The following is a 21517-nucleotide window of genomic DNA, read 5'->3' as shown; positions in this document are numbered from 1 at the left end:
CATTCAGCCACAGGGAAGCCCACTTCCATGCTGGTCAGGCCCTCGGCTGGGCTGCATCCCTGCCGAGGGCCGTCGAGTTGATGGTGTGGTGCGAGCCTAGGTCGGGTGTTCAGAGGGCGTTCGGGTGATCGACGATGTTCACTCCTGTGAGTTACCGGAGCCGTTTCTCCATCAGTGTCACCGCGTACGGGCTGCCCGAGCCGCCGTCCTTTGCCTTCTGTTCGCCCACGGTCCGGTAGCCCGCCGACTCGTAGTACGCGCGGAGGCTGGGGTTGGAGGTGAGGCAGTCGAGGCGGGCGTAGGGGCGGCCCGTTGCCGCGATGCGGGATTCTGCCTGCTCGAGCATGTGGCGGCCCGTGCCCGGCGGGGCCGTGTGCGGGGTCGTCATCAGGCGGTGGAGGTAGCCCGCGTCGGCGGGGCGGGGGCCCCAGGCCGCCGGGTCGTCCCACCAGAGTTCCCAGGCGCCGGCCAGGTGGGGGCCCGCATGGGCCAGCCAGACCTCGCCTTCCCGCATGCGGGTGTGGAAGTGTGTCTCGTCCTTCTCGCCCGGCTTCCACTGGTCGATTCCGCGGGCCAGTTGCCAGAGGGCCGCGGAGTCGCGGAGGCGGACCAGGGTGCGGGCGTCGGCCGGGGTGGCCTTGCGGTAGGACAGCTGCGGCCGGCTGGTGGGGCGGGGTTCGAGGAGGGCCGTGCGGAGGGAGTCGCGCAGCGCGTCCGCGTCCAGGCCGAGTGCTCGCGTCACGTACTCCTCGGTCGAGCCGTAGCGGGCCTTCAGCGCGGACAGGAACAGGCGCATCGCCGATGCCGGGGCGCGGCCGAAGCCCAGCCAGGTCGGCTCGCGGCCCTCGTTCCGCGCCTTCCAGCCGGCCAGCAGGGCGGGCGTCGCCAGTTCCGTGAGGGTGAAGTCCTCGACGACCGTCGGTTCGGGCACCCCGGCCAAGGTCAGGATCAGCGCCGCCAGTTGGCCCGTGCGGTCCTTGCCGGACGCGCAGTGGAAGACCAGGGGGGTGGATGACTGCGCCGACCGGGTCACCAGCTCCAGTGCCCTGCGGATCTCCTTCACCCCGTCTTCCGCCACCTCCAGGTAGCGCTCCGCCAGGTACGGGCCGGGGTCGATGTCGGGTGCCAGGGTCGCCTGGTCGTAGGGGCGGTGCTCGATGCTGAGGTTGTGGTACGCGAAGGAGGGGGCGGACGGGATACGGCCCCGGCCTTCGGCCTCCCAGGGGTGGCGGAGGTCGATGACCGTGCGGATGCCCAGGGACAGGAAGCGGTCCCAGTCCCGCGTACCTTCGTGCAGCTTGCCCAGCGAGTCCGCGCGGTAGAGCAGGCAGGGGCGGGTTCGGCGGCCGTCGGCGGTCGGGTAGCCGCCCAGGTCACGGAAGTTGTGCAGCCCGTCGAAGGATATGTGTCTGTCCACGGGCCGCGAGCCTACTTCGCGTGCCGTACCGCGTAGATCATCACGAAGGCGATGATGTGGATGCCGAAGAGGAAGTAGGCCAGGAAGTACCAGACCTGGCGTTCGTTCTTCGTCTCCTGTTTCAGGCGGCGTTCTTCCAGTTGCCTTTCCAGGGCGGACGCGGGGTCCTCGTCCGGCATCGCGGTGTCCGGCATCACAGGTCCCGGTGGACCTTGGTGTTGGAGGCCTGGGCGCGGGGGCGGACGACCAGGAGGTCGATGTTGACGTGGCTGGGGCGGGTCACCGTCCAGGTGATGGTGTCGGCGACGTCGTCGGCGGTCAGGGGCTCGGCGACGCCCTGGTAGACCTTCGCGGCCCGCTCCTCGTCGCCGCCGAAGCGGGTCAGTGCGAACTCGTCCGTCTTGACCATGCCGGGGGCGATCTCGATGACCCGGACCGGCTTGCCGACGATCTCCAGGCGGAGGGTCTCGGCGAGGACGTGGGCGCCGTGCTTGGCGGCGACATAGCCGGCGCCGCCCTCGTAGGTGCCGTGGCCGGCGGTGGAGGAGACGACGACCACCGTGCCGTCGCCGCTCGCCTCCAGCTTGGGGAGCAGGGCCTGGGTGAGGTTCAGGGTGCCGATGACGTTCGTCTCGTACATCGTGCGCCAGTCGGCCGGGTCGCCGGTGGCCACCGGGTCGGCGCCGAGGGCTCCGCCGGCGTTGTTCACGAGGACGGCGACCGTCTGGAAGGCCGTCGCGAACTCGTCGACCGCCTCGCGGTCCGTCACGTCCAGCTGGTAGGCCGTGGCCTGGTGGCCCGCCTCGGTGATCTCCTTGGCCAGCGCCTCGATGCGGTCCGCCCTGCGGGCGGTGAGGACGACGCGGTAGCCGGCTTCGGCGAGCTGCCGGGCCGTGGCGGCGCCGATTCCGCTGCTCGCGCCGGTGATGACCGCGATGCGGGAGGGGGCCATGGGTTGCTCCTCAGCGGGGTTCATATGTGCGGGTTGCTTTGGAGAGTCTAGGCGCCGTGGTCGGTGCGGAATCGGGCGGCTGCGGGCCCGGTGGGGGTTCCTCGCGCCCACGCGGCGGAGCCGCATATCGATACAGCCCCGCGCCCCTTTGGGGGCGCGAACCTCAGGTTAGTTTCTAGGCGCCCACATGATCACGGCCATGCCCGCGAGGCAGATCGCCGCTCCCGTGAGGTCCCAGCGGTCCGGGCGGTAGCCGTCGGCCACCACGCCCCACAGGATCGAGCCGGCGACGAAGATGCCGCCGTATGCCGCCAGGATGCGGCCGAAGTGGGCGTCGGGCTGGAAGGTGGCGACGAAGCCGTAGGCGCCGAGGGAGAGGATGCCGCCGGCGACCCAGAGCCAGCCGCGGTGCTCGCGTACGCCCTGCCAGACCAGCCAGGCGCCGCCGATCTCGAAGAACGCCGCGACGACGAACAGGGCGGCGGAGCGGAGGATCAGCATGCGTGCAGCGTGCCACGCCCGGTGCGTGTCACCTGATGGGGGGCGCCTGCGGCGGGGTTCGGGTGGCATACATCCGTACGCATGCCGGAGTGTGAATACCGGAGACGGACGGGACGGGTGGTGTGGTGATGCGTCGTGGTGGGCTCGCGGTGGTCGGTGCGGTGGCGGTGGGCGCTTTGGTCGTGGGGGGCGGCGGCACCGCCTGGGCCGGGAACGCCGATCTGGAGGTGCACGGGTCCGCCGTGCTGAGCGGGGACCTGGTGGAGGTCCGGGTGATCCCGCTCAACCACGGGCCGGACGGCCTGACGGCTGCCAGCGTGCGGCTGGCCTCGTCGGCGGCGCTGGCGGACACCCAGCAGCTGCCGGGCGGGTGTGCGCGTACCGGTGACCGGGAGGTGGTGTGCGACACCGGGCCGCTGGCGGTCGAGGTGCCCGGCGGCGAGCTGGTGGTTCCGGTACGGCTGCGGGATCAGCCGGCGGAGGTGAGGCTGGAGGTGGAAGTGGCGTGGGGCGGGGGTGCGGTGGACCAGGACCGGACGAACGACAGGCAGCGGGTGCTGGTGCTGGCGACCGGGGATCCGTACGTGTTCTGACCGGGCGTCGGAGGACCGGCGCTCACTTCCACATGTAGTCCTCGGCCGCGTTGACGATCAGGTCCTTGACCGCCTGCGGGTGGGAGACGAGGGACACGTGCGAGGAGTCGATCTCCACTGTCTTCCGGGCGTTCGCGCGCTTCGCCTCGAACCGCTCCAGGCTGGGGTTGATCGCCCGGTCCTCCTTGCCGACGAGGGCGTACACGGGTCTGTTCCGCCATGCGGCGCCGGTGAGCTTGTCGGCGAACGCCGACATCGCGATCGGGCGCTGGGTGACTCCCATGATGTCGGTCTGGCTCGTGGGCAGGTCCGCGGCGAAGACCTGGCGCAGTCGGTCCGGCTGTATGTACACGTCGGTGCCGGTGGTGCCGTCGGCGTTGCGGAAGGGCACCTGCTTCAGCGCCTGGGTGAGCGGGGCGGGGGCGAACTTCGCGGCGAGGACGGCCTGCGACTCTCCCACGTCGGGCATGATCGCGTTGATGTAGACGAGGGCCTTGACGTTGTCGTTTCCGGCGGCGGCCTGGGAGATCACCTCTCCGCCGTAGGAGTGGCCGACCAGGACGATCGGTCCCGTGACGGACTTCAGGAAGCTCGCGAGGTAGGCCGAGTCCTGGGCGACACCGCGGAGCGGGTTGGCCGGTGCGGCCACCGTGTAGCCGTTCTGCCGGAGGCGTTGCACGACGCCGTTCCAGCTCGACGCGTCGGCGAAGGCGCCGTGCACGAGCACGATGGTGGGCTTCGCCCGGCCCGGGTCGCCGCTCGGACCTCCGGCCTGTGCCGTCACGGGGGCCAGGACGGAGGTCGTCCCCGACAGTGCCAGCAGTGCCGCACCCCAGCGGGCGGCTTTCACGGCTTTCACGGCTTTCACGGTGCGGCGGGACGGATGGGGCTCACGGGAGACGCGGGATATGTGCATGCCGGTCCTTCGGTGCGGGAGCGTCGGTCGACGCCCGGGATTCCAGCGTCCGGGACGCCTGCCGGTGTGTCCCCGCGCACGGGCCGTCCGGGTGAACCGCCCCGGGGGCCCGTGCTCCGCTGCCGCCCGTGGTGATCAGCTGGAGCCGGCTGTCGTGCCGAAGGTCACCCGGTAGTAGCAGGCCCCCTTGCAGGGCATGGTCGCCCCGTCGTCGAAGGCGTAGGAGTAGGCGTAGGGCTCGGCGCGCTTGAAGACCTGGGTGTAGTCGACGGGCCACTTGGAGGGGACGCAGTTGTCGCGGCCCGCCCAGGCGCCGCGGCAGCAGTAGGTGTCGCCGCCGAATGCCGCGCACGGTGGTTTGCAGCCGATCTCCTGGCCGCCGGAGAGGGCCTGCATGGCCTTGGGGCAGTCGACCTCCGTGGTGCAGGTGCCCTTGTAGCAGCCCGTGGAGCCGACCGGGTCGGTGGTCGTGGTGTGGGAGACGTTGATGTACATGGGGAGGTTGGAGCCGTCGACCATGCTCACGTCGTAGAAGTCCATGCCCGCGTAGGCGTCGAAGGTGAACTCGCCGAGGGTGGTGGGCGGGTTGCCGCCGCTGCAGACGCTGGTGCAGTCGCCGGAGGCGCAGGGGCCGGCGGCCGTGCCGGTGCATCCGGTACGGCCCCAGATGCGGCCGCCCCAGTTGTTCGCGACGGTCACCGAGAGGCTCTGGCCGGGGGCGAGTCTGCGGCCGTCCGGGTAGACGGAGGTGTTGGTGACGACCGCCCACACCGTCTTCTGGGTCTTGTTGACGACGGTGATCAGGCGTTTGCCGGCGGGGGCGGTGGTCGGTCGCGTGGTCTTGGCGGCCTGGTGCGATGCGGCGGTCGTCGGCTTGTGCGTGGTCTTCGGCGACGCCGAGGCCTTGGCGCTCGTCGAGGCGGAGGCGGAGGTGGAGACGGAGGGGGAGGTGCTGGGGCTCGGTGACGGGGAGAGCGGGGTGCCGGACGCTCCGGACGGGAGGGCCGCGGCCGTCGTCCGGCGGTCCTGGTGCGCGGCCTGGGTTCCGGCCGGGGTCCACATCCCGTAGGTGATGAGTACGGTGGCGGTCGTCGCGAGGGCGGCCGCGCCGGCGTACCACCAGCGGCGTCGCGGTGGTCTCGCGCCGTGTCTCCTGCGTCCTCGTGCCATCCTTGTGCCTTCCTCGGGCTGTGCCAGATGTGTGCCTGCCTTTCGGTGACCTCCTCGACGGGGGCCGTACAACATAAATTGCGAAGCCGACTCGCCGGTTTTTCTGTTGTCCCCGCGTCCTGTGCGGGGTCTCCGTTCCGACAGCCGGACCCTGCGCGGAGGAACAGACCCACATGACCGAGAACCATCGGAGCGGACCCGACCCCGGTGTGGTGACGGCCGCTCGCGCGGGTGACAGCGCGGCCCTGGAGCACCTCGTGACCGCGTGTCTGCCGCTGGTCTACAACATCGTCGGCCGGGCCCTGAACGGTCATGCCGATGTCGACGACGTCGTACAGGAGACGCTGTTGCGCATGGTGCGCGGGCTGGAGAAGCTGCGGGATCCGTCCGCGTTCCGGTCGTGGCTCGTCGCCATCACGATCCGGCAGGTGCGCAACCGGGAGCAGTCGCGGGCCACGGACCGGGACCGCAGGGCGCGTCTTGACGACGCGGAGGCGATCACCGATCCGGCGCTCGACTTCGCCGGTCTGACCATTCTGCGGCTGGGCCTGACCGAGCAGCGCCGGGAGGTTGCCGAGGCGACGCGCTGGCTCGACGCGGACGACCAGGAGCTGCTGTCCCTGTGGTGGCTGGAGGAGACCGGCGACCTGGAGCGCGCGGACCTCGCCGGTGCGCTGGGGCTGTCCGACCGGCATGCCGCGGTGCGGGTGCAGCGGATGAAGAAGCAGATGGAGGTCTCGCGGTGTGTGGTGCGGGGGCTGGGGGCCGAGCCGCGCTGTGCGGAGCTGGACGAGATCGCCGAGCCGTGGGACGGCACGCCGAGTCCGCTGTGGCGCAAGCGGTTCGGCCGTCACATACGTGGCTGTGGGGTGTGCGCGGGCCTGGAGCGGGGGCTGCTGCCGATGGACCGGTTGCTGAGCGGCCTGCCGCTGGTGGCGGTACCGGCCGGCCTCGATCCGGCGCGGGTGCTGGCCCATGTCACCGCGCACCATGTCACCGCGCCGCATGTCACCGCGCCGCATGTCAGCGGGGCCCATGGCACCGTGTCCGCCGATCCGGGTAGCGGGGGCGGCGGGGGCGGCGGGGGCCGGGCGCTGCGGCGGCGGCACGGGCGTGCGGGCAGGCGGGTGGGCAGCCGTCTCGTGGGCAAGCAGGCCGTCGTGGGCGGTTCGGCGGCGGTCGCGGTCGTCGCGGCGGTCGCGCTGGTCGCGGCCCGGATGACGGCGGGCCCGTCGGTCCCGGCCGCGGAGACGCATGCGCCGCCGACGCCGGTCGCCGTGACGTCCCCGAGTCCGAGTCCGACGCACTCCGCGTCCCCGTCGCCGTCCCCCTCCCGCAGTGCGTCCCCGAAACCGTCGGTCAAGGCGACCCCCTCGAAGCACACCGCGGCTCCGGTGCAGGTGGCCTCCGGTGCCAAGAAGGGCGTCGGCGTGTGGTCGTTCAACGGTGTGAGCCAGGCGCTCGCCGCTAGCGGGGCGAGCTGGTACTACACCTGGAACACCCAGCACCAGGGGGTGACGACCCCGTCCTCGGCCTCCTTCGTGCCGATGATCTGGGGGGCCGCGTCCGTCACCGACGCGTCGCTGGCGCAGGCGCGTGCGGAGGGGCCGTACCTCCTGGGCTTCAACGAACCCGACATGGCGCAGCAGTCGAACATGACCGTCGACCAGGCGCTGGGGCTGTGGCCCAGGCTGATGGCGGCGGGCAAGGTGCTGGGCAGCCCGGCGGTGGCGTACGGCGGGGACACGGCCGGCGGCTGGCTGGACCGGTTCATGTCCGGGGCGAAGGCGAAGGGGTACCGGGTCGACTTCATCACGCTGCACTGGTACGGCGGTGACTTCCGCACCCCGCAGGCCGTACAGCAGCTGACCTCGTATCTGTCGGCGGTGTACGCGCGGTACCACAAGCCGATCTGGCTGACCGAGTACGCGCTGATCGACTTCTCGCAGGGGACCCGTTTCCCCTCGGCGCAGCAGCAGGCGGACTTCGTCACGGCGTCCACGAAGGCGCTCGACGCGCTGCCGTACGTGCAGCGGTACGCGTGGTTCGGGCTGGGCGCGGACCCGGCGAAGCCGAGCAGCGGGCTCTTCACGAGCGGTACGGCGGCCACGGCGGCGGGCCGGGCCTTCCAGGCGGCGCGCTGAGCGGGAGCTGAGCGGCGCGCTCGACGGAGGGGGCCGGTGCGGTCGTCGGCACCGGCCCCCTCCGGGTCAGCCCCGGGGCGTTCCCGGGTCGTCCCGGATCATGGGCTCACGCCCCAGGTGACGCGGTAGCCGCACTCTCCTGAGCAGGTGAGCACGCTGGTCGCGTCGTCGTTGACGTAGGAGTAGGCGAAGGGCTCGGCCGCCTTGAAGACGGCGGCGGAGTCGACCGGCCAGGAGGACGGGACGCACTGGGGACGGGCCGCGTAGGCGCCGGTGCAGCAGGTCTTGTCGGTGTTGAAGACCAGGCAGGCGCTCAGGCACGCGACGACGTGGCCGTCGCGGACGCGCTGCAGCTTGGCGGGGCAGGTCGCGTTGGCGTCCCGGGTGCAGCCCGCGGCGGAGCACCCGTTGGCGTCGATCCTGTCCTTCGACGTGCCGCCGTAACTGTTGATCCACATCGGCAGGTTGTTGCCCTCGACCAGGCTGACGTCGTAGAAGTCCATGCCGTTCCAGGCGTTCAGGTTGAACTCGGCGAGGGTGGAGGGGAATTCTCCCCAGGTCGAGCCGCACTGGAAGTGGCCGCAGCCGCCGGTCAGGCAGTCCCCGTCGCCGGCGGCGTCGAAGGAGCAGCCGGTACGGGCCCAGAGCCGGACGTCCCAGTGGTCGGGGATGGTGAAGCTGAGGCTGGCACCGGGGCGCAGGACCCAGCCGGTGGCCTCGACCGGGTGCTTCGGGTCGGCGGCGATGGCCGGCCAGATGGTCTGGTCGAGCCGGTTCACGAGGGTGATGGTGCGTTTGCCGGGGGCCTTGGCGGCGGTCGTCGGCTGCTGGGCGGTGCGGGTGGGCGAGGCCTTGGCCGAGGGCGAGGTGCGGGCGTGCGGGGTCGCCGAGGCCGAGGCCGAGCCGGACGGTGACGGCTTCCCGGAGGGGCCGGCGAGGGGGGTGGCGGCGGTCGTCGTACGGGGTGTGACCGCCGGCTCGGCGGTGGTGGTGCGCCGGTCCGATGCCGGGCCCGTCTGCATACGGGCCAGCACCACGCCGGTCACCAGGGCGAGGCAGGTGAGGACTACGGCGGCGGTGGCGGCGAGGCCGGAGTACCGGCGGGGTCGGCGGCGGCGGTGGTGCTGCATGTCACGGGGCTCCTGTCCGTTCCCACGGGCGTGGGCTGTCGTAGCGGAGACCCGGACGGTTGCGGCGGGATAACGGAAACGGGGTGGCTGCCGGCGGCGACCGGGCGGGAGCCGGGCAGCAGTCGGGTCGGCGGGCGTGGGGAATAGGTGGCGGCGGGGTCTCGTTCTGTGGGTATAGTTGAATCGTAAACAACCTGGAGGGTGAGCGAGCATGCAGTTCGGGATCTTCACGGTCGGCGACGTCACGCCGGACCCCACCACGGGGCGGACGCCGAGCGAGCGGGAGCGCATCAAGGCGATGGTCGCGATCGCGCTGAAGGCCGAGGAGGTCGGCCTGGACGTGTTCGCGACGGGTGAGCACCACAACCCGCCGTTCGTGCCGTCGTCGCCGACCACCATGCTCGGTTACGTCGCCGCGCAGACGGAGAAGCTGATCCTCTCCACCTCCACCACCCTCATCACCACCAACGACCCGGTGAAGATCGCCGAGGACTTCGCGATGCTCCAGCACCTGGCCGACGGCCGGGTGGACCTGATGATGGGCCGCGGCAACACCGGGCCGGTCTACCCCTGGTTCGGGCAGGACATCCGCGAGGGCATCAACCTCGCCGTCGAGAACTACGCCCTGCTGCGCCGGCTGTGGCGCGAGGACGTCGTCGACTGGGAGGGCAAGTTCCGCACACCGCTGCAGGGCTTCACCTCCACCCCGCGGCCGATGGACGACGTACCGCCGTTCGTCTGGCACGGCTCGATCCGCTCGCCCGAGATAGCGGAGCAGGCCGCCTACTACGGCGACGGCTTCTTCCACAACAACATCTTCTGGCCCGCCGACCACACCAAGCGGATGGTCGACTTCTACCGGAAGCGGTTCGCGCACTACGGGCACGGAACGCCCGAGCAGGCGATCGTCGGCCTGGGCGGCCAGGTGTTCATGCGGAAGAACTCGCAGGACGCCGTCCGTGAGTTCCGGCCGTACTTCGACAACGCGCCGGTCTACGGGCACGGGCCCTCGCTGGAGGACTTCACCGACCAGACCCCGCTCACGGTGGGCTCGCCGCAGCAGGTGATCGAGAAGACGCTGGGCTTCCGCGAGTACGCGGGCGACTACCAGCGCCAGCTGTTCCTGATGGACCACGCGGGGCTGCCGCTGAAGACGGTCCTGGAGCAGCTCGACATGCTCGGCGAGGAGGTCGTCCCCGTCCTGCGCAAGGAGTTCGCGAAGGGCCGTCCGGCGGACGTTCCCGAGGCGCCGACGCACGCGTCGCTGGTCGCCGCCGCCGCGCAGGAGAAGGCTTCGGACAAGAAGGAGGTCGGGGCATGAAGCTCGTCGTCGTCTCGGCGGGGCTGAGCGTGCCGTCGTCCACCCGGCTGCTGGCGGACCGGCTGGCCGCGGCCGTGGGCCGGCAGGCCCAGGCCCGGGTCGAGGTCGAGGTGGTGGAGCTGCGCGACCTCGCGGTCGAGATCGCGCACAACTTCACGAACGGGTTCCCCGGGCGCAGGCTCGCGGCGGCCCTGGATGCGGTGACCGGGGCGGACGGCCTGATCGCGGTCACGCCGGTGTTCACGGCCTCCTACAGCGGGCTGTTCAAGTCGTTCTTCGACGTGCTCGACAAGGACGCGCTGGCGGGGAAGCCGGTGCTGATCGCGGCGACCGGGGGTACGGCACGGCACTCGCTGGTGCTGGAGCACGCGCTGCGGCCGATGTTCGCGTACCTGCGGGCGGTGGTCGTGCCGACGGGCGTGTACGCGGCGTCGGAGGACTGGGGCGCGGAGGGGCTGGAGGGCCGGGTCGAGCGGGCGGCGGGGGAGCTGGCGGGGTTGATGCAGGGGCTGAGCGGGGCCGGGCGGGAGGAGCCCGAGGCTCTGCCGGTCGTCCCCTTCGCGGAGCAGCTGGCGAGGCTGGCTGCGAGCTGAGCCGGGGCTGGGGCCGGGGGGTGGGGACGCTCACCGGCGCTTGCCGGGTGCCTCCCCCAGCCTTCGGCCGGGGGGACCCCCAGCGCCCACCCGTGCCGCCCTGCGGCACGCCTGCCCGCAGCTATGGCGCCCCTTCAGGGGCGCGGGGAACTGCGCGACCAGCCCCCGCGCACCCGCACCCGAACGACCGCGGCCCCCACCCACCCGCACCCGAATCGCGGCGCCCGGTTGCCTCTGTGACGGTGAGAGGCAGGTAAAAAGGGTGATCGTAGGCCCGCTCACCACGGCAGAACCGCCGGAGGCCTTGGCAGACTGGGGACGTGCCCCAGACTGTGCTGCTCGCCGAAGACGACCGTGCCATCCGCCACGCCCTGGAGCGGGCCCTCACCCTGGAGGGATATGAGGTGACGGCGGTCGCTGACGGTGTGGAGGCCTTGGCGCACGCCCACCGCACCAGCCCCGACGTCCTCCTCCTGGACGTGATGATGCCCGGCATCGACGGCCTCCAGGTCTGCCGCGTCCTGCGGGCGGAAGGGGACCGTACCCCGATCCTCATGCTGACCGCGCTGGTCGAGACCGCCGACCGGATCGCGGGCCTGGACGCCGGCGCCGACGACTACGTCGTCAAGCCCTTCGACGTCGAAGAGGTCTTCGCCCGGCTGCGGGCACTGCTGCGCCGCACCCTGCCCGTGACCACCGGCGGCGGTAGCGCCGGCGGCGGTGTCGCCGCCGAGCCCGGCCGGGAGCCGCAGGTCTCCGACCGGCAGGTCGAGGCGGCCGGACTGCGGATGGACCTCCAGGCCCGCCGGGCCTGGCGCGGCAAGCGCGAGCTGGAGCTCACCCGCACCGAGTTCGAGCTCCTTGAGCTGCTCGCGCGGAACGCGGGCATCGTCCTCGACCACTCCACGATCTACGACCGCATCTGGGGCTACGACTTCGGCCCCGGCTCCAAGAACCTCGCCGTCTACGTCGGCTACCTGCGCCGCAAGCTCGACGAGCCGGGCGCCCCGCAGCTGATCCACACCGTCCGGGGCGTGGGTTACGTGCTGCGGGAGGACTGAGTGGGCCGCCGCCTCAAGCGGCCGGAGCAGCCGGAGCGGCCCGGGCGGCCCGGGCTGCCCAAGCGGCTCAGGCGGATGCTGGCCCGGCGCCGGCCCAAGCTCGTCTCCCTGCGCACCACCTTCGTCGTCTCCTTCGCGGCGATCACCGCCGCCGTCACGATCGTCGTCGGCATCCTGTCGTACAACGCCGCCGCCCGGCTGGTCCGCGTCGACCAGCAGTCGGTGTTCACGCAGGTCGTCTCCGACGTCCAGGACGAGGTCAAGCAGCACAGGATGGCGCCGGAGGAGTTCTCCTCGTCCCAGCCCGGCCATGATCTGGTCCGGCCCGCGCGCACCGACGTCCAGGTACTCGGCGCGCAGGGCGAGATCGTCGACCGCGGCAGCCCGGTGCTGCCCGTCACGGACGCGGACCGGGCGGCCGCCACCGCCGCGCAGGCCGGGAAGACGGTCCAGCACAAGGACGTCCAGGCCGGCGAGGACCTGTTCCGGATCGCCACGGTCTCGCTCGGCGGCGGGCGGGGCGCGGTGCAGGTGGCGCAGGAGTTCAGCGACACCGAGGACCTGCTGCAGGCGCTCCAGCAGCGGACGCTGCTGCTGATGTCGGCCGTGGTGGTGGCCGCAGGCCTGTTCGGCTGGTGGCTGGCCCGGCGGATCACCCGCCGGCTGGTGATCCTCACCTCGGCCGCCGAGGACGTGGCCCGTACCCGGCAGCTCGGCATCCAGGTGCCGGTGACGGGACTGGACGAGGTGGGCAGGCTGGGCCGCGCCTTCGACCGGATGCTGGGCCGCCTCGCCCAGTCGGAGGAGGACCAGCGGCGCCTGGTCCAGGACGCGGGCCACGAGCTCCGCACCCCGCTGACCTCGCTGCGTACCAACATCTCCCTGCTCCGCCGGATCGACGAACTCCCGCCCGCGACCCGTGACGAACTCGTCGCCGACCTCGGCCAGGAGGCGCGCGAGCTGACCGACCTGGTCAACGAGCTGGTCGACCTCGCCGCCGGGCAGTCCGACAACGAGCCCCCGCAGCACCTGGACCTGGCCGACATCGCGGAGGACGTGGCGGGGCTGGCCCGGCGCCGGACCGGCCGCGAGATCGTCCTCCGCGCCGCCGGCGACACGACCACCGACGGCCGCCCGGGGATGCTCCAGCGGGCCGTCTCCAACCTCGTCGAGAACGCGGCCAAGTTCGACCGGGACGGCAAGGCCCCCATCGAGATCAGCGTCACCGGCCCGGCCCGGCCGGGCACGGTCCGCGTCGAGGTCCTCGACCGCGGCCCCGGTATCGCCGAGGGCGACCTGATCCGGATCTTCGACCGCTTCTACCGCGCCGCCGACGCCCGCTCCCTCCCCGGCTCCGGCCTCGGCCTCTCCATCGTCCGCGAGGTCGCCATGGCCCACGGCGGCGCCCCCTTCGCCTTCCGCCGCGAGGGCGGCGGCGCGGTGATCGGGTTCACGGTGGGCGGGGGGATCGTGGGCGGGCTGCGGCGCGGCTGAACCACCCGGCCCGGGCCCGCACACCGCATGCCGACCCGGGTGGTGACGCATCCCCGGCGGCGGGGTGATGATCAGGGCATCGGGTGACTGCGGGGAGGAACTCATGCTGACCGATCAGGAGGCCGCGGCCCTCGGCTGCGTCGACGAGGCGGCCGTCGGCCGGAGCCTGCTGGAACTGATGGCGGTGCCGAGCGTGACCGGGAGCCCGGCGGAGTCCGAGCTCCAGCATCTGCTGGCCGGCCGGCTGGAACGCCTCGGCCTCGATGTCGACCTGTGGTCCATGGACCTGCCGGCGCTGCTCGCCGACCCGGGGTTTCCGGGCATGGAGGTGGCGCGGGACGAGGCGTGGGGCCTGGTCGGGCGGACGCCCGGCGGCGGCGACGGGCCGACGCTGATCCTCCAGGGGCACGTGGACGTCGTACCGCCGGGGGATCCGGCCGCCTGGCAGGGAGATCCGTTCGTGCCGAGGGTGACGGGCGATGTCGTGCACGGGCGCGGGGCCTGTGACATGAAGGCCGGTCTGGTGGCGCACCTCGCCGCGCTGGCCGCGATCCGGGCGGCCGGGGTGCGGCTGCGGGGGCGGGTGGCGGTGCACTTCGTGGTGGGGGAGGAGGACGGCGGGCTGGGGGCGTTCGGGACCCTGCGCAGGGGGTACGACGGCGACGCCTGCGTGATCACCGAGCCGACCGCCGGGACGCTCGTCACGGCCAACGCGGGGGCGCTGACGTTCCGGCTCTCCGTGCCGGGCAAGGCGGCACACGCCAGTTCGCGGGATGCCGGGGTGAGCGCGATCGACGGATACCTGGCGATCCACCGGGCGCTGGCCGACCTGGAGCGGGCCCGCAACCTCGACCCCTCGCCCCTGATGGCCGAGTACCCGATCCCGTACGCCCTCTCGGTCGGCACCCTGCACGCCGGCGACTGGGCGAGCAGCGTGCCGGACCTGCTGACCGCCGAGGGCCGGCTGGGGGTCCGGCTGGGCGAGGAACCGGCGGCCGCGCGGGCCGAGCTGGAGCGGTGCGTGGCGCAGGTGTGCGCGGCCGACCCGTGGTTGCGGGAGCACCCGGCGACGGTGACCTGGCCGGGCGGGCAGTTCGCGAGCGGGCGGCTGAAGGAGGGGCATCCGCTGGCGGCGGTGGTCCGGGACGCGTGCACGGACGCCAACGGCTGGGCGTCCCGGCCCCGGGAGCGCGGGGCGCCCTACGGCAGCGACCTGCGGCTGTACGCCGGGGCCGGGATCCCGACGCTCCAGTACGGGCCGGGGGACGTCCGGGTGGCGCACAGCGCGCAGGAGCGGCTGTCGGTGGCAGAGGTGATGGCGGTGGCCCGGACACTGGTGGTGACGGTGCTGCGGACGGTGGGGGTCGGGTAGGGGCCGGGGCACCCTGCCCGGTCAGGGGCTCGGTCAGGACCCCCAGGGAACCGTGAGGAACCCCTCCGCGCGGGCGCTCGCCAGGCCGATGCGGGGGAGGTCGCTGCTCTTCGTGAAGAGGATGTAGCGGGGCTCCCACACAGGGCGGTACTTGGCGTTCGCCCGGTACAGGGACTCGATCTGCCACCAGCGGGAGAAGAACGTCAGGGTCGCGTGCCAGAGGCGGAGGACCGGGCCCGCGCCGAGGCGGGAGCCGCGGTCGAAGACCGAGCGGAACATCGCGAAGTTCAGGGAGACACGGTCCACCTTCAACTCCGCCGCCCTGAGGAGAAGTTCTACGACCATGAACTCCATCAGGCCGTTCTCCGAGTCGCGGTCGCGGCGCATCAGGTCCAGGGAGAGGCCCTGCTCGCCCCAGGGGACGAAGCTGAGGAGGGCGCGTGGGACGTCGTTCGCGTCCCGGCACTCCAGCATCACGCAGCGGCCGTCGGCGGGGTCGCCGAGGCGGCCCAGGGCCATGGAGAAGCCGCGTTCGGTGGCGCCGTCGCGCCAGTGGTCGGCCCGGTCGATCAGGGTCGCCATCTCCTCGGGCGGGATGTCCTCGTGGCGGCGGATACGGACGGTGTAACCGGCTCGGCGGACGCGGTTGTGGGCCTGGCGGACGACGCGCATCGCCCGCCCCTCCAGGGTGAAGTCGGCGATGTCGACGATCGCCTCGTCGCCGAGTTCCAGGGCGTCCAGGCCGTGGCGGGCGTAGACGGTGCCCGCCTCCTCGCTCGCGCCCATGACGGCCGGCGTCCACGCGTGGCGCCGCGCCTCCGTCAGCCATGCGTCGATCGCGCCGGGCCAGGCCTCCGGGTCGCCGATCGGGTCGCCCGAGGCGAGGCTGACGCCGCCGACGACACGGTAGGTGACCGCCGCCTTGCCGGTGGGCGAGAAGATCGCCATCTTGTCGCGGCGCAGGGCGAAGTAGCCGAGGGAGTCGCGGGCGCCGTGCTTGTCCAGCAGGCACCTCAGCTTCGACTCGTCCTCCGTGCTGAGCAGGCGGCGGCCGCGCGGGGAGCGGAAACCCGCGTACAGGACCAGGCAGAAGGCGGCCGCGAGCAGCACGTTGACGACGATGTCGGTCCAGCGGGGGGCGTGGACCGCGGTGACGTGGTCGGCGAGCGGGCCGACGCTGACGCCCCGGAGGAGGGTGTAGGCGATCTCGTCGGTGAGGGTGGCGCCCGGGATCTTGTTCGTGGCGTGGACGAGGAGCGTGCCCAGGCCGCCGGTCACCAGGATGCCGCCGACCCCCACCGCCAGCGCCGTCTTCGGGTTCGACGGGTCGCCGACCGCGTTGAACTCCCGGCGGCTGATCAGCAGCGCGGCCAGGAAGAGGCCGGTGACGGCGGCGGAGACCCAGTTGAAGACGTGGGCGCGGTACTCGTGCTGGGTGAGCGCGAGGACGTAGAGGGCGAAGAGCGGGGTGGACAGGAGAACGTTGACCACCCAGGCCGCGCGCTTTCGGCGGCGCATCACCAGGACGAAGAAGATGGCGAGGGCGGCCGAGACCAGGCCCGCCGTGGCCAGGTACGGGGTGAAGAACTGGCCGGAGTGGTGCGCGTGCTGCCGGTGCAGGTGCAGGGTGAGACGGCCGTTGTTGTGCTCGTCGACCTCCTGGCGGAAGGGGAGCGACATCACCGCCACTATGTTCAGTACGGCGATCACACGCAGGTACCAGACGGTGAAGTCGGCGGCCCGCCTGCGCAGGGCGCCGCCGGATGCGCCTGTGGGGGCGCGTAGGGCGGCGGACACACGGGGCGGGATCAGGGTCGACAGCTGTGCGGGCATGGGGACCGGTCACCTTGGGGACGGGGAGCGGGTTGACGAAGGGCTGACCCTACAGTCTGTAAGGTAACTGTGGGAGGTGGGGTGGGGATCCGCCTCGGTACGGAAAACGGTGTGAAAGGGCGCACCGCCTCTTACGGACCTGCGGGGGCCTGCACCCGCTCCCGCTCCGCCCGCCGCCGGGCCGCCAGCATCCACGCCAGGTTGCCGATCGCCGCCCCGGCAGCCACCGCCGCGACGATCACCCCACCGGTCGCCAGCCCGTCGCTGAACAGATGCGGGCGCCGGTCCAGGCTGTGCAGCCCGAAGCCGGACAGCTCGTACACACCCACCGCCGCGACCACCAGGCTCGCCACCAGCACCGCCACCGTGGGGGCGAGGCTGCGCCGCGCCTCCTGCGTGTCCGTGCCCTGCATGTGTACCCCCGTGAGCTGACGAGCCGCCGTGGCCGATGGGGAACCTACAATACGTAGGGTCCGGCCGGGCTCGGGACGTGCATGTTCGCGTCAACGAGGACATGGGGGCGGCAGCGGGCTCCTCGCCCGGAGCTGCGGGGGCCGTGCGGGCGGCTGGGGACCGGGCGGACAAGCGGGTCAGCGGGCCGCCGCCGTGTCCGGCGCGCTCCACCGTGGCCCACACGGGTGACGACGCGGCGTGCGCCGAGATGACGGCGACGTGATGACGAACACGGCGACCGGACGGCGAACACGGCGACCGGACGGCGATGACGGCGACGTGACGGCAATACGGCGACGTGACGGCTGTGAGGCGACGTACGGCGAATGCGGTGCCGTGACGGCTCTGACGGCGATGGGACGGTGACGGCGGAGCTCTGACGGCTCTGACGGCGATGGGACGGTAATGGCGGAGCTCTGACGGCTCTGACGGCGATGGGACGGTGAGGGCGCGCCAGGGGCTGTTCCGCGCCCGCCGGCCCACCGCCGGCCGGGCTCAGCCGAACCGGCCCGCCACGTAGTCGGCCGTGCGCTGGTCCTGGGGGGAGTTGAAGACGGCGTCCGTGGCGCCGTGCTCGACGATGCCGCCCGGGGTGCCCTGCTCGGCCAGGAAGAACGCGCACTGCTGGGAGACGCGGGCCGCCTGCTGCATGTTGTGGGTGACGATGACGATCGTGACCTGGCCGGCCAGGTCCTGGATGGTCTCCTCGACGCGGCGGGTGGAGGTGGGGTCCAGGGCCGAGCACGGCTCGTCCATGAGGAGGACCCGGGGGCGGACCGCGAGGGCCCGCGCGATGCACAGGCGCTGCTGCTGGCCGCCGGAGAGGGCGCCGCCGGGCTGGCGGAGTCGGTCGCGGACCTCCTTCCACAGGCCGGCGCGGGTCAGGGACTCCTCGACCAGGACGTCCCTCTCCCGGCGGTTCACCTTCGTGCCGGTCAGTTTCAGACCCGCCACCACGTTGTCGTAGATCGACATCGCCGGGAACGGGTTCGGCTTCTGGAAGACCATGCCGATCCTGCGGCGGGCGTCGGTCAGCCGCCAGGACGGGTCGTAGATGTCCTCGCCCTCGAAGAGCACCTCACCGCCGAACTGCGCGGAGGGGATCAGCTCGTGCATCCGGTTGAGGGTGCGCAGGAACGTCGACTTGCCGCAGCCGGACGGGCCGATCAGCGCGGTCACCTCGCCCGCGGGCATGGTCAGCGACACCTGGCTGAGCACCTGGTGGGAGCCGAACCAGGCGGAGACGGCGCGGGCGTCGAGGGTGGCGGGGGCGGGCCCGTCCACCACGGCGGCGGGGAGTACGGCGGTGTCGGTCATCTCGGCTGTCCCGGCTGTCTCGGTCATTTCAGTTACGTCAGTCACTTCAGTCACTTTGATCACCTCGGTCACCTGGGTCACAGCAGGTTCGGCAGCAGTTCGGTGGTCCGCGTCGCGACCTGGAGGCCGAGCACCGCGACGACCGGGGCGAAGACGATCCACGTCTGGTGGCGGCCCCAGCGGTGCCAGGTCCAGACGGCGGCCACGGCGGTGAGGAGCAGCGCCTGCAGCCACATCACCAGCGGCCACGGCACCCCGGAGGGGCGGGCCAGCGGCTCCTCGGAGGCCGGCAGGGTGCCGGCCCGGATCACGGCGGACGGGGTCTGGAACGTGTCGGAGACCAGGTCGGCGTCGACACGCAGCACCCCGGAGGGTATGTACCTGGGGCCGGTGGCGGTGATGAGGACCAGCCGGCTCTTGCCCGAGGCCAGCGCCGTCGGCGCCGGGTCGCCGGCCCGCCGTACGTCGATGACCTGGAACTTCGCCTTGCCCTGGCCGGTGGTCACGGTGAACGTGTCGCCGGTGGCGAGCCCGGAGAGCTCGCCGAACGGGCCGCCGTACGCCCCTGCCCGCCCCATCAGCACGCTGGTGCCGGCCTGGCCGGGCATCGGGGTGTCCCGGCGGTGCCCGGGGCCGTCGGTCATGACGGAGGAGTCGGTGCCCTCCAGGACGACCTGGCTCAGGCCCAGCTTCGGCACCTGGATGAGCGCGACCGGCGTGCCGGGTGCCAGCAGCTTGCCGTCCTGCCCGGTCTGGGCCACCGGGGCGGTGCCCAGGGCGAGTTGCTCGCGGAGCTGGTCGAAGTCGGCGTGCTGGGCGGAGTGTTCCTGGGCGCCGCTGAACACCAGCAGCTGGGCGGTGATGCCGAGCAGCAGGGCGGCGAGGCTGAGCAGTCCGCCGCGCGAGAGGTGGCGGACGAAGGTGAGGCTGCGGACGGGCCTGCGGGGCACGGCCGGAGCCAGGGTTTTCGGTGTCGGTACGGCGACGGTCATGGCGGCCCGCCTCCTTCGAAGAATGAGTGAGGGGCCGCCGGGAGCCGTACGAGGCTCCCGGCGGGCCCGTCAGACGGTCACTTGGAGGTGATGGTGAAGTTGGCGCCGGTCTTCGAGTTCACGGTCGAGGAGCCGACGTAGAAGGCGTGCAGGGTGTGCTTGCCCTTGGCCAGCTTCGGCAGGGTGACGACGACCTTGCCGCTGCTCAGGGTGCCGGTCGCGATGACCTTGGTGCCCTGGTAGATGCGGACGGTGCCGGTCGGGGTGGTGCCGGTCGCGGTGACCTTGACGGTGACCTTGGCCTTGGCGGTGTGGCTCACCGAGGTCGGGGCGGAGGTGGAGACCGACGCCGTCGCCTTGGTGATCTTCAGGGAGACGGTCGTCGAGGACGCGTTCAGGCTGGAGCTGCCCGCGTAGGAGACCGACAGGGAGTGGGTGGCGACCTTGAGGTGGTTCGACAGGCCGATGGTGACCTTGCCGGACGAGTCCAGGGTGCCGGTGCCGAGGACGGTGGTGCCGTCCTTGACGGTGACCTTGCCGGTCGGCGCGACGCTGTGCGTGTCGGTGACGGTGACGACGACCTTCGGGGTCTTGCCGTAGGCGGTGGTCGCGGTGGTGGCCACCGTCTTGCTCGCGTACTTGACCGCGCCGGTCCAGGTGGCCGCGGCACCGGTGCCGTTGAGGTTGTCGGCGGTGACCGTGGCGGTGTAGGTGCCGTTGGTCAGGCCGGTGAAGGAGTACGACGTGGCGGTGGCAGCGACGTCCTTGACGGCGACGACGCCGCCGTCCGCGTCGGTCAGGGTGATCCGGTAGTCGGTGACCGGCAGCGCGGTGGCGGACGGGGCGGTCCAGGACAGCTTCAGGCTCGCGTCGCCGACGGAGGCCTTCACCGTGGGGGCGCCGGGCACCGAGGCGTCGACGCCGGACTCCTCCAGGCCGCCGAGCTTGGCGTGCTTGGCCACCGAGATGGAGCCGTTGTAGGACTCGTTGACGAAGCCGAACTTGGAGATGACCGACTCGGCGGCGTCCGACGCCAGCTCGGCGCTGTGGCTGCCGCTGGTGACGAAGACGTCGTACAGGTCCTTGTCGAAGAAGATGCTGCCGGTGTCGATCGCGCGGCTCGGGACGACGTTGTAGACGTCGCGGCCGAAGGTCGAGTTCTCGTAGTAGGCGTTGACCGGGGCAAGCTTGCCGTTCACCGTGGTGACCGGGCTGGTGGCGCCGGTGTCGCCGGGCAGCTGGACGGCGGCCAGGTGACCGCCGGCCGCGGCCGCCGTCTTGCTGTAGTCGGGGGAGATGCCGTTGTTCTGGGCGATCCAGGAGCCGACGGAGAACGGGACGAGCGCGCCGTCCTCGGTGAGGGCCGGGTTGGCCTGGTTCTCCTGGACGGTGGTGACGCTCGGGGAGAGCGTCGCGTCGGTCAGGCCGATCGCCGCGAGGAAGAACTTGCGGGTGCCGGAGCCGGACTGCGGGATCCGCGGGTGCACCGTCTGGCCGTTCACCGTGGTGAGCGTGCCCGAGTAGATGTCGTGCAGCTGGTCCACGGTCAGCGTGTCCAGGGCCGAGCCCTTGACCGCGACGCCGACCGCGTCCCGCGCCATCGGGATGTAGGTCAGCGCGGTGCCGGAGACGGACGGGCCGCCGGAGGAACGGGCGAAGTCGACCTGGCCGCTGATGGAGACACCGGCGCTGGTCGGGAACTTGTCGCCGGTCAGGGCCTCGCTGAGGGCGAGACGGCCGTTGCCGGAGCCGTTCGGGCGCAGGAAGGACGGGCCGTCCGTGCGGGTCTTGATGGAGGAGGTGGTGGAGCCGGTGCCGGGCTCGATCGCGTCGTACGACGCGATGCCCGCGCCGTTCGCCGACTTCACCGCGGTGGCGGAGTAGCTGGTGCCGTTGACGGTGTCACCGGCCAGGGCGTTCAGCACGTCCTGCGTGGTGTCCGAGCCCACGCCGACCAGCTGGCGGAAGGCACCGGCGTCCGGGTCGGCGACCGCCGGGCTGGCGAGGGCGATGCCGCCGGCCACCACGGCAGCGGCGACGAACGCCGCCGAAGAGCGCATTCTGCGCATCGAGAGTCTCCTGACAAGAGCTAGCTAGCTGGGTGGTTGCCAGAGGATCTGGCAGGGTGGTGCGGGCCGGGCGGCCCCCCCCGCGGTGGGGGGGGGGGGGCGCGGGGGGGGGGGGCGGGGGGTCGCGGGGGGGCCCCCCCCGGGGGCGGGGGGGGTGTTTTTGTTTTGGGGGGGGCCCCGGGGGGGGGC

Annotated in this window: 19 protein-coding genes; 7 read left to right on the top strand and 12 right to left on the bottom strand. The window is 72.2% G+C overall.

Features of this window, described 5'->3' with window-relative positions; all coding sequences use genetic code 11:
* Nucleotides 1-151: 151 nt before the first annotated feature.
* The 4 genes from ACFWPS_RS43650 to ACFWPS_RS43635 form a co-directional block, all read right to left on the bottom strand.
* Entirely contained in the window at nucleotides 152-1417 is a 1266-nt protein-coding gene (locus tag ACFWPS_RS43650; RefSeq protein WP_383716888.1) for a tyrosine-protein phosphatase, read from the bottom strand.
* A gap of 11 nt (nucleotides 1418-1428) precedes the next feature.
* Nucleotides 1429-1611, bottom strand: coding sequence for a hypothetical protein (locus tag ACFWPS_RS43645; RefSeq protein WP_383716950.1), 183 nt, complete (start codon nucleotides 1609-1611; stop codon nucleotides 1429-1431).
* On the bottom strand, nucleotides 1611-2369 hold the full coding sequence (locus ACFWPS_RS43640; protein WP_383716886.1) for an SDR family NAD(P)-dependent oxidoreductase: 759 nt from the start codon (nucleotides 2367-2369) through the stop codon (nucleotides 1611-1613). The genes ACFWPS_RS43645 and ACFWPS_RS43640 overlap by 1 nt, the downstream gene beginning before the upstream one ends.
* 168 nt (nucleotides 2370-2537) lie before the next feature.
* Complete coding sequence (locus ACFWPS_RS43635; protein WP_189266375.1) at nucleotides 2538-2870, bottom strand: YnfA family protein; 333 nt, start codon at nucleotides 2868-2870, stop codon at nucleotides 2538-2540.
* A gap of 128 nt (nucleotides 2871-2998) precedes the next feature.
* On the opposite strand from ACFWPS_RS43635, the gene ACFWPS_RS43630 reads away from it, so the two are divergent.
* On the top strand, nucleotides 2999-3463 hold the full coding sequence (locus tag ACFWPS_RS43630) for a hypothetical protein (protein WP_383716884.1): 465 nt from the start codon (nucleotides 2999-3001) through the stop codon (nucleotides 3461-3463).
* A gap of 22 nt (nucleotides 3464-3485) precedes the next feature.
* Here the strand turns inward: ACFWPS_RS43630 and ACFWPS_RS43625 are convergent, their stop codons facing one another.
* A complete protein-coding gene (locus tag ACFWPS_RS43625) occupies nucleotides 3486-4322 on the bottom strand; it encodes an alpha/beta fold hydrolase (RefSeq protein ID WP_383716881.1) in 837 nt (278 codons plus the stop codon).
* Between the two features lie 192 nt (nucleotides 4323-4514).
* Nucleotides 4515-5549 carry a thaumatin family protein gene (locus ACFWPS_RS43620; protein ID WP_383716878.1) on the bottom strand — a complete coding sequence of 345 codons (1035 nt, stop codon included), beginning with the start codon at nucleotides 5547-5549 and terminating at the stop codon, nucleotides 4515-4517.
* A gap of 173 nt (nucleotides 5550-5722) precedes the next feature.
* Here ACFWPS_RS43620 and ACFWPS_RS43615 point away from each other — a divergent pair, with 173 nt between their 5' ends.
* Complete coding sequence (locus ACFWPS_RS43615; RefSeq protein WP_383716875.1) at nucleotides 5723-7693, top strand: sigma-70 family RNA polymerase sigma factor; 1971 nt, start codon at nucleotides 5723-5725, stop codon at nucleotides 7691-7693.
* 98 nt (nucleotides 7694-7791) lie between these two features.
* On the opposite strand, the gene ACFWPS_RS43610 is transcribed toward ACFWPS_RS43615, so the two are convergent.
* A complete protein-coding gene (locus tag ACFWPS_RS43610; RefSeq protein ID WP_383716872.1) occupies nucleotides 7792-8823 on the bottom strand; it encodes a thaumatin family protein in 1032 nt (343 codons plus the stop codon).
* 211 nt (nucleotides 8824-9034) lie between these two features.
* Between ACFWPS_RS43610 and ACFWPS_RS43605 the strand changes: the two genes are divergently transcribed.
* From ACFWPS_RS43605 to ACFWPS_RS43585, 5 genes are all read left to right on the top strand, one after another.
* Nucleotides 9035-10144, top strand: coding sequence for an LLM class flavin-dependent oxidoreductase (locus ACFWPS_RS43605; RefSeq protein ID WP_383716869.1), 1110 nt, complete (start codon nucleotides 9035-9037; stop codon nucleotides 10142-10144).
* Nucleotides 10141-10737 carry an FMN reductase gene (locus ACFWPS_RS43600; RefSeq protein WP_383716865.1) on the top strand — a complete coding sequence of 199 codons (597 nt, stop codon included), beginning with the start codon at nucleotides 10141-10143 and terminating at the stop codon, nucleotides 10735-10737. The genes ACFWPS_RS43605 and ACFWPS_RS43600 overlap by 4 nt, the downstream gene beginning before the upstream one ends.
* A 320-nt stretch (nucleotides 10738-11057) precedes the next feature.
* On the top strand, nucleotides 11058-11798 hold the full coding sequence (locus ACFWPS_RS43595) for a response regulator transcription factor (RefSeq protein ID WP_383716862.1): 741 nt from the start codon (nucleotides 11058-11060) through the stop codon (nucleotides 11796-11798).
* A 75-nt stretch (nucleotides 11799-11873) separates the two neighbouring features.
* Nucleotides 11874-13292, top strand: a complete 1419-nt coding sequence (locus tag ACFWPS_RS43590) for an ATP-binding protein (RefSeq protein WP_383716947.1) — start codon at nucleotides 11874-11876, stop codon at nucleotides 13290-13292.
* A gap of 103 nt (nucleotides 13293-13395) precedes the next feature.
* Nucleotides 13396-14664, top strand: a complete 1269-nt coding sequence (locus ACFWPS_RS43585) for an ArgE/DapE family deacylase (RefSeq protein WP_383716859.1) — start codon at nucleotides 13396-13398, stop codon at nucleotides 14662-14664.
* A 33-nt stretch (nucleotides 14665-14697) separates the two neighbouring features.
* Here ACFWPS_RS43585 and ACFWPS_RS43580 read toward each other — a convergent pair whose 3' ends face one another.
* From ACFWPS_RS43580 to ACFWPS_RS43560, 5 genes are all read right to left on the bottom strand, one after another.
* Complete coding sequence (locus ACFWPS_RS43580; protein WP_383716856.1) at nucleotides 14698-16497, bottom strand: phosphatidylglycerol lysyltransferase domain-containing protein; 1800 nt, start codon at nucleotides 16495-16497, stop codon at nucleotides 14698-14700.
* Nucleotides 16498-16628: 131 nt separating this feature from the next.
* Complete coding sequence (locus ACFWPS_RS43575; RefSeq protein WP_383716854.1) at nucleotides 16629-16910, bottom strand: hypothetical protein; 282 nt, start codon at nucleotides 16908-16910, stop codon at nucleotides 16629-16631.
* 535 nt (nucleotides 16911-17445) lie between these two features.
* Nucleotides 17446-18267, bottom strand: coding sequence for a phosphate ABC transporter ATP-binding protein PstB (pstB, locus tag ACFWPS_RS43570; protein ID WP_383716944.1), 822 nt, complete (start codon nucleotides 18265-18267; stop codon nucleotides 17446-17448).
* Nucleotides 18268-18344: 77 nt separating this feature from the next.
* On the bottom strand, nucleotides 18345-19259 hold the full coding sequence (locus ACFWPS_RS43565; RefSeq protein WP_383716850.1) for a sortase: 915 nt from the start codon (nucleotides 19257-19259) through the stop codon (nucleotides 18345-18347).
* 77 nt (nucleotides 19260-19336) lie between these two features.
* Entirely contained in the window at nucleotides 19337-21328 is a 1992-nt protein-coding gene (locus ACFWPS_RS43560) for an Ig-like domain repeat protein (protein WP_383716847.1), read from the bottom strand.
* Nucleotides 21329-21517: the final 189 nt, after the last annotated feature.

Origin of the sequence: Streptomyces sp. NPDC058457 (assembly GCF_042720695.1) — a bacterium.
Lineage (GTDB): Bacteria > Actinomycetota > Actinomycetes > Streptomycetales > Streptomycetaceae > Streptomyces.
This window is presented reverse-complemented; position numbering and strand designations above follow the sequence as displayed.